Source organism: Paenibacillus sp. HWE-109, from assembly GCF_022163125.1.
In the GTDB taxonomy this organism is placed as follows: domain Bacteria; phylum Bacillota; class Bacilli; order Paenibacillales; family NBRC-103111; genus Paenibacillus_E.
The window spans coordinates 7,367,440-7,380,420 of record NZ_CP091881.1; the positions used below are offsets into that span (position 1 = coordinate 7,367,440).

Consider the following 12,981-nt stretch of genomic DNA (forward strand, 5'->3'; position numbering starts at 1 on the left):
TTTAGTAGATGGGGCTTTTCTTATAATTGACGAGATTATCAATTCTGAGGAGAGTGAAGAACAATTGAAGAAGGTTAGCACTAAGGTGATATCGGTGTTCCTATCGGCAGCTGTAGCAGCGAGTTCTTTGACAGCGGTAGTCACTCCAGCTTTGGCTGTTGTCAGCCAAGTAACAGTAACTCCGGGAACGCCTTACAATGCAGCAGGCAACTACGATGTAACTGTACCGCATGTGTTCATTAATCAAGTGTATGGTGGCGGACTAGCGACTGATACTAAAAATACAGCGTCCTCCCATGGTTACATAGAGTTATACAATCCTACGGATCGTGATATCAGTCTAGAGGGGTGGTCTCTGCAATACGCAGACCGCGGAACACCCGCCTTAACTGGAGCAACCGGGGATTGGCAGAAGTTAGATCTGACGGGAACGATTAAAGCCAGATCTTCGTTCCTCGTACTCGGACAAGCCACGGGTTCAGCGGCTCCGAAATTTAATTTGACCAATACGTATGATCAAATGTGGAGCGGGCGTTTTATTAATAATAAAGGGCTAAAGGTGGCTCTGCTGAGCAATCAAACGAAATTGGATATGTCTAATAAAAATCCTTTCGCCAATGATCCAAAACCTGCAGGCTATGTCGATATGTTGGGAACAGGAAGCAATGATGGGGACAACACGAACGTTCTTACGGATATTGACGGTTATGAAGTTGATTATCCGAAAGGAGACACCGAAGGGACCTCCAAGCAGAAAGGCGTCCGCCGCAAAACACTGAACGATACAGATAACAATAAGCTGGATTTCGCACAGTTCGATATTACAGGAACAGGCACCACCGATCAAGATCGTGCGGCGAAGGGCCCTAAATATGGAGCATACGGTCCATGGGGCGAACTGGGTTTTAGCACAATAAGCCTACCTGTCGCGTATGAACAAACGGCGTACTCGGTCATGGTAAACGTGTATGGAGGCAAGCCGCCTTATACATTCTCCGCTACTGGCTTGCCTGCGGGTTTAAGCATAAACTCCGTCACAGGAGAGGTGGCTGGGACACCAGCCCAGGGTTCCTCTGTTACGACCAATGTGTACGTGAAAGTGACGGATAGCTTGACGGCAGCGCTTGGTCAGAATCTCTCTTTAACCGTGCAAGCACCTGCCATTTTCAATGACACGCTTAACATTACTAAGATTGCTCAGTACTCTGTTGGCGTTACGAATAAAGATGGCGGCGTGGCGGAGATTGTTAAATACAATAAAGACAATCAAAAGTTTTATCTAGTAAATGGGTCGGGCAACCCGCCAAGTTTAGAAATTGTGCGCTTGGATTTGGTCAAAGGCCTTGTGAAGGAAAAAACCATAACGATGAAACAGTTGGTTGAAACGGGAGGCTTTCTGTACGGTGACCTGACGAGCGTGGATGTGAATACCACATCAAAGCGTATATCCGTGTCGGTTCAAGAGCTGGATTCGAAGAAGCCAGGTAAAATCCTAGTTATGGATTACGATGGGGTCGTGCTCAAAACGTATGAAGCAGGTATCCAGCCCGATATGATTAAATCGACGCCGGACGGCAGATATATTTTAACAGCCAATGAGGGGGAGCCTCGTACAAGTGGCGTTGATCCTGAAGGCAGTATCACGATTGTCGATACGTTAGATGACAGCGTTTCGCATGTTAGATTTACCGATACATCCGTTATTGATGATAAGGTTCATATCCGAGGAGCATCCGATCCAACAACCGGGGTCATTTCAGGGGAAGGAAAGAAAGCTGATGCTGTCTTCGATTTGGAGCCGGAGTATATAACTTTATCGGAGGATAACACGAAAGCTTATGTGTCTTTTCAAGAAAATAATGCGATCGGTACGGTGGATATTGCTGCCAAGAAAGTTTTGTCAGTAAAGGGACTGGGTCTAAAGGATTTAAGCCTTCCCCGCAACTCGTTGGATCTTGTGAAGGATGGTGCAATTAAGTTTGAAAATGTACCGTTCTATGGCATGTATATGCCTGACGGTATTTCCAGTCATACGATTAATGGAACTTCCTATTTGTTCACGGCGAATGAAGGGGATGTAACGGAGTGGCCGGGGGTTAGAACCAATGGCAGTACGATCGGAGCGATGAAAGCCAGCTTAGCAGCTAATTCACCCGCTGCTATCTTTTTGCAAGGAAAAACAACCTATGATGGTGTTGAAGTTGCCAGTGACATGGGGAATGATGGTATTTATATGTACGGTGGGCGCTCGTTCTCTATCTGGCAAGCCAATACCATGCAGCAAGTATATGACAGCGGTAACGATTTTGAGAAAATAACATCACAACGCGTGCCGAACAATTTCAACACGAGTAATAGCAAAACAGCGCTGGACGACCGCAGCTCCAAGAAAGGTCCTGAGCCAGAAGATGTGAAAGTGAGCAAGGTAGGCAGTAAAGTCCTTGCCTTCGTGGGCTTAGAGCGCGTTGGAGGCATCATGACATATGATGTAACGGATCCTGCGAATGCTCAGTTTGTGTCTTATACGAATTCCCGTGTATACACGCCTAAGGACAACCTGAATACAGATACAGGCCCAGAGGGGATTGAATTCATCCCAGCTTCTGCTAGTCCCAATGGGAACCCATTACTTCTAGTTGCTAATGAGGTGGGCGGGACGGTAGCTGTATATCAACTTAACGTGCAAAAAATCGCTTTAAGCCAATCAGCGCTATCTTTTACAGAAGGGAATGCTGCTATTCAGTTGACAGCAGCAGTTACTAACGCCTCAGGAGAAGCTGTGGCAGCAGGAACGGTAACATGGAAATCATCGAATCCTGCTGTTGCAACTGTAAGTGCTGAAGGCAAGGTTACACCAGTTGTAGCAGGTACCGCGGTGATTACAGCACTTAGTCCTGATGGATACGGGACAGCTGAGGCGGCGATTACGGTAACTTCTTCTTCCAGCCCGTCAACAGGCGGCAACGGCAGCCCTGCAGTGGCAACACCAGCCGAGGCTGATAAACCTACGACTAGCGGACAAGTGACAACGATTAAGACAACGGCTACCAAAGATACCTCGGGTACTTCTACAGCCAATGTTTCGGCCGCACAGGTGACGGAAGCTATGAAGGCGATCTCCCAGATTTCTGGTTCCGGGAAATCAACTGTTTTGGAAATTAAGGCGGCGGTAGATCCCACTTCCCAGCAAGCCGTTATTAAATTTCCTGCTGAAGCCATATCAAAGGTCGCAAGCGGCAGCACAGATATGAAGATTGAAGCGGGAATTGGTTCCGTCAGACTCGATTCCAAAGCGTTAGTGGCGGTTTCCGCTGCTGCGACAAGCGGCGAGGTGTCCATCACAATTGCCAAAACCGATGTAAAGACGATTACCCAAAATCTGACGCCGGCAGCCAAGACAGCTGTTGAAGCAGCTGTGAGCAATCATCCGGTCTTTGATTTTACAATTCAGGCTGGCGGTAAAATCGTTTCTACGTTTAACGGTGGAACAGCGAGTGTTCAAGTTCCGTACACACCAGCTTCCGGCGAGGACATCAACGCAATTGTCGCGTTCTATATTACGGATAACGGTGAAATTACCAAGGTTACAAATAGCCACTATGATCCTGCTACAGGCACTTTGAGCTTCAAAGTAACCCACTTCTCGCAATATGCTGTTGGTTACAACAAAGTTTCTTTCCAAGATACAGCAGCTAGTTTTGCCAAAGACTACATTACGTATTTATCATCCAGAGATGTGATTAAGGGGGTCAGCGAGGGTTCTTTCGCTCCTGAAGCGTCCATCACCAGAGCGGATTTTGCCCTCATCCTAGCGCGCATAGCTGGGGCAGATTTGAGCTCGTTCACAGGGACAGCTTTCACCGATATCAAAGTGGACAGCTATTATGCCAAAGCTGTTCAATGGGCAGCTGCTAAGGGCATTACGGGTGGAGTTCGCGAAGGCGAGTTTGCACCTGGCGCGAGCATTACACGGGAGCAGATGGCAACGATGATTACACGTTTTGCTGCTTCAATGAAGGTTACGTTACAAGCAACTGTGCAAGCGACCGAATTTGCTGATAAAGCATCCATTCCTGCTTATGCACTTGAAGCTGCGAAAGCTTTGCAGCAAGCGGGTATTATTTCTGGTAAATCAGGCAATCTTTTTGCTCCGAAAGAAACGGCTTCCCGTCAGGAAGCAGCGAAAATGCTGGCATTGCTTTTACAAACGATGGTGAAATAGACAAAACTCAAACAACTATTCTTATGCGGGAGTATCTTCCGTTTAGGGGTAGTTGTTTGTAGTTTAACCAGGGAAGCGGGTACTTACTGTTGGGCTGAATCCTCATTTTTTGGGAGGCATAAAAGACGATGCGCCTCGGCATTTTATACATGTGGAGGTGTTACCTATGAGCAAAACAGATAAGCTGACGATTAACCAAGCTGAATTGGTAAACGAATGGGCAAGAGTACTTCCAACAACGCTGCAGCCAACCGATCAGGCGCGTGTGTGGGCCGATGAGGCCAATTCCAATGCCCTATGGGTTCATATCATGGCAGCGGGTCATACGGGCTACACAATCGATTTTAAAGTCACCTACGTGGACGACAGAGAGGTTAAGGTTGAGCTGACTGACGTGCAGCAAGGAACAACTCACATTGATGAACGCGGCGATGTCGTGCAGAATTTGGTAGACGACTACATCCGTCATATTCATGAATGTGCGCAAGCTTTGCAGAAAGTCACACACGCCTAGCGGCGGAGGAGGAACTTAACCATGACCAAACAAAAAGCTGTCGATAAGAATTTGCAGAATGTAGCGAAGGACTTCGAAGATAGTCCGGTGAACAGTCATCAGGCACAACAAGATCAGCAGCAAGTAAATGACCATCGTCATGAAGATGCGCTCAATCATGAAGAAAATTAGAGAGGTGGCGGTTAGCGATGTCTAAACAAAAATCATACTCTGCTGGCGATAATCTTGTTCATAACGGTTCTGTCAAAAACAGGGACAACAATGGGAATCAAGAGCCGCTATCGGGCTCCAAGAAGGTCAAAAACCGCAATCATTCCAGAGCGAATCAGCATGGAGAAGGACACGGCGGCATTTAATTATTTTGATAAAAAGATTTGTGCTTCCTATGTTTAAGATTCAGGAAGCGGGACATACTATATTTGTCGGCAAGCAGAGAGGTGTGGTTCCGTTGGAGCATTCAGCGAAAGGGAAACAACCATTGCAAAGAGGACTTTTCTACCTGTTATAATCAGGCTGGAGGGGATGTGCCAAAGACACTTACCGTGTTTTATAAGCAGATTTTCCTAAGGTTTACGTGTAACATGTTTTAAAAGAAATCATAAATGCCGACAAAAAAAGAACCCTTAGGGGTTCTTTTTTTCGTCTATGTCGAGGTGGTAATCCGCAGGGTCAGCCTGGAATGCGTGAGCTTTGCGATAAAAAAGCAGCTTGATGCCGCCGCCGATTAGAATCAATGCTACGATTAAAGTTTGGCCAAAACTATTAAACCAGTACATATAATTCGAATGCGGGAACAGTTGATAAATGAACTGAGTCACAATTTCTTTGAAGACGTAATATCCGCCCATCAAAATGAGGACGAAGCCGATGGAGCGATGATGCGCGGTCCAGTTCTCAATAATCGGCTTATCCACCAAGGTGCCGTTCTCATACTTCGTGATGCTCTGCAAAGCATCAAAAAAGCTGAAGAACCAGAGAATCGGGATCAGAAAAAGGAAGAGGGACAACCTCAGGACATCCAGGACATAGATGGAGAATAGGAAGATGGCCATCAGCTGAATACCGCGCTTATTCATGGAAAGGTACAGATGAGCAGCACCGGGAAAAATGGCGATAATGGTCGCTAAGGTGCGGTTTTTACGGCCAAATTCATCGCCAAGATGAAAATCATCGAACATGCTGCGATCGACCAGTTCAAGGCCTGCTTGCTTGCGCTCCTGCTGTTTGAGGGCATCGAACATGGTGTAGAACCAGAGCACTGGCAGAGCCAGCAGAAAGGCCACAAATCCTTCGTTGTGCGTCATGATCGTAATGAAGAAGACGAGAATGGCGATCCCGAAGAAGGACACCATGGCGGTCAGGCCGCGCTGCATAAGTCCAAGCTGGAAATGACCGAGCCCTGGCACGAAAGAGAGCAGCATGACGCGAGTCCGCTCTTGCTGATTCAACTGATTGGCATACGGATTGACAGGCAGAGAAGATTCCCATTCCGGCGACTGGGGATCGTAGGGATTAGGCATGCCGCCGTAGGGGGAGCGATAAGGCTGTGAGCTTAGCAAATAGATGATCATATCGGCCATATTTACGATCCACGAGAGCGCGGCGAACAGAGCCAATATAACTAATAGTTCTTCTGGCAAACGGGTGAGAGTTACGCCGACGAATATAAGAAAGAGCGGGCCAAAAAAACCGGCGGCATATAAGAAAGCGCGCAATAGTCGCTGCATATATAGATGGCCAAGCCCAGGGATGATGGAAAGCAAGAAGGCGGTTACGCCGCTTTTGCTTTGTATGGGATTCATGGGTGAGAACCTCCTTTGTTAGAGCCATTTTGTAAAGTATCCAGCCAACCGAGTGTCTTGTTAAGCCATACGTCCGAAACGGGCATTTCTTGCTTCTTCTGAAGTGCAGAGGGATTGAGTTCCTGAGATAAGCCATGAAAGAATCCGGTAGCCACCAAGATGATCGTAGCAGCGGCTGCAATGCCATAATGCAGAATCGTCGAGCGGTACCAAGAGCGCTTGGTACCCGTGGTTCGCGCGATAATCGCATCGACATACCCTTGGGTTTCGAGTTCTAGCAAAGGGAATGTCGTGGAGGTCATCTCCAAGCAGTCCATATAAACAGCGAGACACTCGTCGCATTTGTACAGATGATGCTCCATAGCGTCTATCTCCGCAGCGCTCAATGACGCATTCAAGTAATTCCTCCAGGCTTGCTCGTCGTAATGATTCACAAGAAATCCTCCTCCTTCCAGTTTTTGCGGAGCCACTGTTTGGCTCGGTAAAGCTTGGACTCGACGGTTTTAACGGTAATGCCCTGGGTATCGGCAATATCTTGATAGGATTGATGTTGAATATAGTAGGCCGTTAGTACGTCTTGATAATTAAGTGGAATTTGATGCAGTCGCGTCCGTACAAGCTGAGCGGTTTCATTCATGATGACCTCATTCTCTACCGCATGCTGATGAGGCACAACAGGTTCCGAGGCTTGTACGGATTCTTCCATCTCAGCCGTCATATCTTCTCTTTTCCTGCTGGCTGAGCGTTTGAAATCAATGGCACGATTCACAGCGATGCGAGTCATCCAGGTTTTGAAACCCTTCTTCTGGTACTGAGGGAGGGAGAAGTAAATCCGGGTCCATACTTCCTGGGATAAATCTTCGGCATCTTTGGTATGACGTACAATCGCATAAATCGTGTGGAACACATAGTGCCGATAAGCAGTAACCAGCTCACGAAATGCTGACTCATCGCCATTCAAAATGCGCTCTATTAGGGCATGTTCCTGAATAAGCTTCTCCTCCTCTCCGCATGAATAGACGAAGGCTCTTCCAGTAATCCCTGCAGTTGCATCCAAAAAGTCTTGGTAATATTCAGAAGGCTGCCCTCCAGGTTTGGACCCCTTTGAGACAGCCTCATACGTTTTTAATGAGATACAGACGAACTTCCAGGCTTGATATGCGGCGTAGAAGAACTATTGCGAACAAACCATTGCGAAAGAGCAGCGCTTAGAACACCGAGAATTCCAAGGATAATAAATCCCTGACTTAGCGAGAACCAATCACCGATAACCCCCATGAGAACAGGACCAATGAACATACCGAGGCCATAGATCGCTTGGAAAAAGCCCATGGCCGTTGCCCGCTTATCCGCAGCCATATGTTTGATGCTCATTCCCATCAGAAGTGTAAAGGAAAGCCCTCGCCCGAACCCGGCAAAAGCTTGAGTAATCATAAGTATCCAAAGATGATGCGTGAACGGAACCGAGAATGTGAATATCCCCATAAGAAGGAAGCCCCATACGACCATGCGCTTTTCTCCATATCTGGCAGCCCAACGCCTTCCACCGAATAAAGAAGCTAGGGCCACTGGCACATTGGCAAACAAAGAGAGCAGGGATAAAGAAAATTTATCAGCCCCAAGCTCGGTAGCATAAACAGGCGTGAACCCGAAGACAGTGGCAAAGATCAGCACTTGAGACAGAATGGCTAGTAAAGAAACAAACAGTAAGGTCCGGTCCGTCGCCACCTCACCAATGCCGCGCAGCGTTATTTTTGGAGCGTCGGGTTCGACCTTTTCTACGAGGAAAAAAGATCCTATAAGCCCTATCACACCTAGTCCGGCGCCTAAAATAAATGCAGCTTCCCAGCCTAGAGAATCAGCGGCCCAACCTGCCGCAAGAATACCGAGCACCTGGCCGAGCGAATTGAAGAAGGAAATCGTGCCAATCGCTTTCGTAGAATCTTCATGCTTATAATAGCTCGTAAATAATACCGTGAAATCTACCCAAGTTGCCGCAGCCGCGCCGGCCAGTGCACGCAGAATGAGGATCCAGGTGAAATCATGCGTGAACCAGAGCCCTAAACCCGCAATCGCTGTGAAAAACAGCCCAAAGGTGATGAACAGTTTGCGTTTATGAAATCGGTCCGACATAATACCGACTGGAATTCGAAGCAGCATTTGCGAGATACCATACATCCCGACAATCCACCCAGCAAGCTGATGGTTCCCGCCCAGAAATTCCACATAGGGGGCCATAATAGGAACGCTGGTATACATCGACATCCAGAACAGCAACGTTACCGCGCAGAAAAGAGGGATGCGGTAGGAGGATGGCGTTTTGATGATCGTCATTGGTGTAAGACTCCTTTCGGACTGAGCTCCGTTCATTATAGAACATTGGCTGGGTGCTAGGCTATGGTACGTAATCACAAATAATATGAGCAAGACAACTGGATGGATTAGGGATAAAAAATAACCCTTCTACGTCTATGACGCTAGAAGGGTTATTGGTTTAAATCGTAGTATTTTTGTCTCGTATCTGTTGCAGTAATTTAAGAACTTCACCAAACCCCATAAAGATTAAGCCTCCAAGTAAGGAATACAGGAGTGGGACTAAGCCGAATAAGAATACGGATGATTTATCTCTAGGAAGGTCAATTCCGCCTGTCCATAAGTAGATGGCTGACAGAAATCCAATTACAATGGTTGCCACCCCAATGAATTTAAAAATGATACTATAGGTATTCTTTACCTCATAATCATTTATAAAACGAGAATTGAACTGGAGACTCGATACGACTTTACTTTTTTGCTGCCCAAATTCCCAACTGAAGTTAATAAAAAACATACCTATGAGAATAGCGGATAAGCACAGAACAAGAGGCTTATATTTGAAAAGAAATTTTGCAAAATCAACGACATCATCTTCGTAAATAGCGGATTGCCCGATGACAGTTAAGGCTTGCCAATTCATTAAGCTGGCGATAGATAAGAGCAAAGCACCAGCCATACCTAAGTAAATAGTAAGCCTGCGTGGCATTAAGCAGCCTCCGTTCGGTATGTTTTCAATAGTGCAATGAAGAAATTGAACAGCGATAGGCCAAGAGCAACGCCCAATATGGTACTCAAATTTAAAGCTGTGTCAAACGTGAATACGCGGCTGGAAGATAGCATGGAAACGGCATAGAGAAAAGAAATAATACCTGCAGATAGGGCTGATATTCTGAAATACATGGTTCTCCTCATTTCTTATAATGGATAATTTTTAAATATTTTGTAGAATTTTAGCATATCAAAAATAGGTATATATTACCATACAAAAATTAATGCTGATAAATTGCTCTTCAAGAGAAAACCCTTTTGGGCGTACGACTGTTGTAAAAATAGTGTTTCTATAAAAAAGAAAAAAGAGGCTGTCCCAAAAGTCAATTTATGACTTAAGGGCAGCCTCTTTAGGTAGGATATACGCGCCCGATACGATTCGAACGTACGACCTACAGTTTAGGAAACTGTTGCTCTATCCTGCTGAGCTACGGGCGCATAGCAAGAATTATGATAGCACGAAGGCCTCCACGGCGCAAGCATTCGGTTGCGGCCAGGTCATCTAGAGAATTTCTTGCACAGATGGATGCAACGATTATTCCTTGCCGCGTAATTTACGGAAAAATTGGGTCAGCATCGTCGAACACTCTTCCTGCATGACGCCGCTAATGACGTCGACACGGTGATTAAACCGGTCTTCCTGCAGCAGGTTCATGAGCGTCCCCGCGCAGCCTGCTTTAGGATCCGTCGTGCCATAAATCACTTGCGGGATCCGAGCTTGAACAATGGCGCCAGCGCACATAGGGCAGGGTTCTAACGTAACATAAAGCTGGCAATCTAGCAGACGCCACGCCTGCAAATGTTCACTTGCCTGCTTAATAGCAACCAGCTCTGCATGAGCGAGCGGATCTAGGGTTGTTTCACGAAGATTGTAGCCGCGACCAATAATTTGGCCTTGGTGGACAACGACAGCGCCGATCGGCACTTCGCGGATGGCTTCGGCTTTGAGCGCCTCTTGAATGGCTTCTTTCATCCAGGGGATATGTTCATCCACAGGGGGACACCTCGCTAAAATAATTTATCCACATGTGAATAAAACATCGAACAAATATTCGTTGTTAACAACCTGTGGATAACAATGTGGATAACTTAAAAAGTTGTGGATACTTTTTTCTTTCTACATTCATACACTAAAAAGATGGGCTGCGCAAGGTTTTTAGTTGATAACTGAGACAAGGTTCCGATATAATGAAGATGCTAGTAGGCCTTTATGACCATAAAGCCTGCACAACCACAATCAGACATGAAATTGCAGAATTCGAAATGGCAAACTTGCTGAAAGGCAAGGACGCAAAGCTGAGGGTCTACGGTTCCCGCGAACTATGACAGCCTGGTTACCGAAAATCATTGCTTTTTGATTAAGGTAATAGACTGTTCCGGATCATCGGGGCGGTCTATTTTTAATGATATAAGTCGAGTACGGTTCGCGAAAGGATGTTGAGTAAAGTGGCCAACGAGCAACAACCCATGAAACTTTATGGCAGTAAAGAAGGCTATGATGCTGATGTCATGATCGACAGTAAAGCAGTGCTCAGCAAGGAAGATTTCGTAGCTACTGGTGTGTTGACTTATGCTCTCGGTGACATTATTGAGGTAGAACTCCCTGAGTTTGATGTGTTTCGGTTGGGGGATAAGCTGAAAATGACAGTCTATACGAAATCAGGGCTGTTTGTTTGGGAAACGACGGTAGTTGCCAAAGAGCAGGGATCTCTCATCGTGCTGAATCCACCCGAAAATCGTCGGAAATTTACGGAGAAACGGGAGTTTCCTCGTGTTGAAGTCACAAAGGGCGGCTTGTTATTCGGACTTCAAGATGTAAATAAGCGAAATAAACATCATTTAGACAATCCGATTGCCATTTCGATCAAAAATATTTCCATTAATGGCGTAGGCTTCACGGTAGATGACAATGCAATGGTCGAAAAAATTATCCAAAAGCATTCTCAGCTGGAAGTTGAATTGAATCTTGGCTTTTCGATGGCCTGTACAATGGAAGTTGTTAGAAAAGAGAAAACAAATGCGGGCTTCTACTATGGGGCCAGATATTTGAATGTTCCGGATGAAAAAACAAATGCGTTAAGAGGCTTTATCCTCAAAAATCAGATAGAAACTTACTTCATTCAGAAGCGGGAAGCGCAAATCAAAAAAGCAATGGAAAAAAAGACTGTGGCCAATCCGTAGCCTCAGGCTTTTTTTTGCGTTCCAAGTACTATATAATAAGAAGGATGATTTTCGAAAATTAAGGAGTTGTAACTACAATGGCTTTGAAAGCAGGTATCGTCGGTCTACCGAACGTAGGAAAATCGACATTGTTTAATGCAATTACACAGGCGGGAGCAGAATCTGCGAATTATCCGTTTTGTACGATCGATCCGAATGTTGGGGTAGTTGAAGTACCAGACGAGAGATTGCAGAAGCTGGTAGAGATTGTTGTGCCTAAGAGCATTGTCCCGACAGCCTTTGAATTCGTGGATATCGCGGGTTTAGTGAAGGGCGCGAGCAAAGGCGAAGGGCTTGGAAATAAATTTCTGGCGCACATTCGTGAAGTGGATGCCATTGTGCATGTTGTTCGTTGTTTTGAAGATGATAATATTACCCACGTTTCTGGTAAAGTAGATCCGATTGGCGATATCGAGACGATCAATCTTGAATTGATATTGGCTGACATCGAGTCCGTAGAGAAGAAGATTGAGCGTTCACGCAAAAACCTCAAAGGCGGCGACAAAAAGGTTGTTGCTGAAGTGGAGTGTTTGGAGCGTATTAAAGAAGCGCTTTATGAAGATAAGCCAGCGCGTAGTTTGGATCTCAGCGAAGATGAGAAACTTCTCGTGCGCGATCTTCACCTTTTGACCATGAAACCTGTGCTTTATGCAGCAAACGTGAGTGAGGATGAAGTGGCGACAGCAGACGAAAATCCTTTCGTGAAGATTGTGAAAGAATTTGCTGAAGGCGAAAACAACGAAGTGGTGTCGATCAGCGCGAAGGTTGAATCCGAAATCGCCGAGTTGGAAGACGAAGAAAAAGCGATGTTCCTCGAAGAGTTGGGACTTCAAGAGTCCGGCTTGAATAGATTGATTAAAGCAGCGTATAGAAAGCTTGGCTTGTATACGTATTTCACAGCTGGCGTGCAAGAGGTAAGAGCCTGGACGATTCGTAAAGGAACGAAAGCACCGCAAGCAGCTGGTGTGATTCACACCGATTTCGAACGTGGTTTTATCCGTGCTGAGGTTGTGTCTTACAATGATTTGGCAGCGGCTGGTTCCATGAATGGAGCTAAGGAAAAAGGCCAAGTGCGACTTGAAGGCAAAGAGTACGTGGTGAATGACGGGGACGTCATGCATTTCAGATTCAACGTTTAA

The 12,981-nt window shown here is 46.1% G+C and carries 13 protein-coding genes, 1 tRNA gene and 1 riboswitch; of the genes, 6 read left to right on the forward strand and 8 right to left on the reverse strand.

Annotated features, from left to right (window positions below):
• Positions 1-64 precede the first annotated feature (64 nt).
• The 4 genes from LOZ80_RS31605 to LOZ80_RS31620 all read left to right on the forward strand — a co-directional run bounded on the left by LOZ80_RS31605 (position 65) and on the right by LOZ80_RS31620 (position 5,092).
• Positions 65-4,222: a choice-of-anchor I family protein gene (locus LOZ80_RS31605; protein ID WP_238168302.1), complete on the forward strand. Its 4,158-nt coding sequence runs from the start codon at positions 65-67 to the stop codon at positions 4,220-4,222.
• 166 nt (positions 4,223-4,388) lie between these two features.
• On the forward strand, positions 4,389-4,736 hold the full coding sequence (locus LOZ80_RS31610) for a hypothetical protein (RefSeq protein ID WP_189020798.1): 348 nt from the start codon (positions 4,389-4,391) through the stop codon (positions 4,734-4,736).
• Between the two features lie 21 nt (positions 4,737-4,757).
• Positions 4,758-4,907, forward strand: coding sequence for a hypothetical protein (locus LOZ80_RS31615; protein ID WP_238168303.1), 150 nt, complete (start codon positions 4,758-4,760; stop codon positions 4,905-4,907).
• 17 nt (positions 4,908-4,924) lie between these two features.
• Positions 4,925-5,092 carry a small acid-soluble spore protein P gene (locus tag LOZ80_RS31620; RefSeq protein WP_238168304.1) on the forward strand — a complete coding sequence of 56 codons (168 nt, stop codon included), beginning with the start codon at positions 4,925-4,927 and terminating at the stop codon, positions 5,090-5,092.
• A 267-nt stretch (positions 5,093-5,359) separates the two neighbouring features.
• Here LOZ80_RS31620 and LOZ80_RS31625 read toward each other — a convergent pair whose 3' ends face one another.
• From LOZ80_RS31625 to tadA, 8 genes are all read right to left on the reverse strand, one after another.
• The gene (locus LOZ80_RS31625; RefSeq protein WP_238168305.1) at positions 5,360-6,538 is read right to left on the reverse strand and encodes a hypothetical protein; all 1,179 of its coding nucleotides are present in this window, start codon (positions 6,536-6,538) and stop codon (positions 5,360-5,362) included.
• Complete coding sequence (locus LOZ80_RS31630; protein ID WP_238168306.1) at positions 6,535-6,972, reverse strand: hypothetical protein; 438 nt, start codon at positions 6,970-6,972, stop codon at positions 6,535-6,537. The genes LOZ80_RS31625 and LOZ80_RS31630 overlap by 4 nt, the downstream gene beginning before the upstream one ends.
• Positions 6,969-7,499, reverse strand: a complete 531-nt coding sequence (locus LOZ80_RS31635) for an RNA polymerase sigma factor (RefSeq protein ID WP_238168307.1) — start codon at positions 7,497-7,499, stop codon at positions 6,969-6,971. Before LOZ80_RS31635 ends, LOZ80_RS31630 begins: the two co-directional genes overlap by 4 nt.
• Positions 7,500-7,663: 164 nt before the next feature.
• Positions 7,664-8,872 (reverse strand): MFS transporter, encoded by a 1,209-nt coding sequence (locus LOZ80_RS31640; protein ID WP_238168308.1) that lies wholly within the window; start codon positions 8,870-8,872, stop codon positions 7,664-7,666.
• Positions 8,873-9,032: 160 nt separating this feature from the next.
• Positions 9,033-9,560, reverse strand: a complete 528-nt coding sequence (locus tag LOZ80_RS31645) for a hypothetical protein (protein WP_238168309.1) — start codon at positions 9,558-9,560, stop codon at positions 9,033-9,035.
• On the reverse strand, positions 9,560-9,754 hold the full coding sequence (locus tag LOZ80_RS31650) for a hypothetical protein (RefSeq protein WP_238168310.1): 195 nt from the start codon (positions 9,752-9,754) through the stop codon (positions 9,560-9,562). Before LOZ80_RS31650 ends, LOZ80_RS31645 begins: the two co-directional genes overlap by 1 nt.
• 232 nt (positions 9,755-9,986) lie before the next feature.
• A tRNA-Arg gene (locus LOZ80_RS31655) sits at positions 9,987-10,060 on the reverse strand.
• 97 nt (positions 10,061-10,157) lie between these two features.
• Positions 10,158-10,595: a tRNA adenosine(34) deaminase TadA gene (gene tadA / locus LOZ80_RS31660; protein ID WP_189020749.1), complete on the reverse strand. Its 438-nt coding sequence runs from the start codon at positions 10,593-10,595 to the stop codon at positions 10,158-10,160.
• Positions 10,596-10,877: 282 nt separating this feature from the next.
• A riboswitch (cyclic di-GMP riboswitch) is annotated at positions 10,878-10,964 on the forward strand.
• A gap of 104 nt (positions 10,965-11,068) precedes the next feature.
• Here tadA and LOZ80_RS31665 point away from each other — a divergent pair.
• Together LOZ80_RS31665 and ychF are read left to right on the forward strand one after the other, a co-directional pair.
• Positions 11,069-11,803 (forward strand): PilZ domain-containing protein, encoded by a 735-nt coding sequence (locus LOZ80_RS31665; protein ID WP_238168311.1) that lies wholly within the window; start codon positions 11,069-11,071, stop codon positions 11,801-11,803.
• A gap of 77 nt (positions 11,804-11,880) precedes the next feature.
• A complete protein-coding gene (ychF, locus tag LOZ80_RS31670) occupies positions 11,881-12,981 on the forward strand; it encodes a redox-regulated ATPase YchF (protein WP_189020743.1) in 1,101 nt (366 codons plus the stop codon).

Coding starts and splice junctions, on each gene's coding strand:
- LOZ80_RS31640 (WP_238168308.1), bottom strand. CDS start 8,872: ATGACGATCATCAAAACGCCATCCTCCTACCGCATCCCTCTTTTCTGC.
- LOZ80_RS31625 (WP_238168305.1), bottom strand. CDS start 6,538: ATGAATCCCATACAAAGCAAAAGCGGCGTAACCGCCTTCTTGCTTTCC.
- ychF (WP_189020743.1), top strand. CDS start 11,881: ATGGCTTTGAAAGCAGGTATCGTCGGTCTACCGAACGTAGGAAAATCG.
- LOZ80_RS31615 (WP_238168303.1), top strand. CDS start 4,758: ATGACCAAACAAAAAGCTGTCGATAAGAATTTGCAGAATGTAGCGAAG.
- LOZ80_RS31610 (WP_189020798.1), top strand. CDS start 4,389: ATGAGCAAAACAGATAAGCTGACGATTAACCAAGCTGAATTGGTAAAC.
- LOZ80_RS31620 (WP_238168304.1), top strand. CDS start 4,925: ATGTCTAAACAAAAATCATACTCTGCTGGCGATAATCTTGTTCATAAC.
- LOZ80_RS31645 (WP_238168309.1), bottom strand. CDS start 9,560: ATGCCACGCAGGCTTACTATTTACTTAGGTATGGCTGGTGCTTTGCTC.
- tadA (WP_189020749.1), bottom strand. CDS start 10,595: ATGAAAGAAGCCATTCAAGAGGCGCTCAAAGCCGAAGCCATCCGCGAA.
- LOZ80_RS31650 (WP_238168310.1), bottom strand. CDS start 9,754: ATGTATTTCAGAATATCAGCCCTATCTGCAGGTATTATTTCTTTTCTC.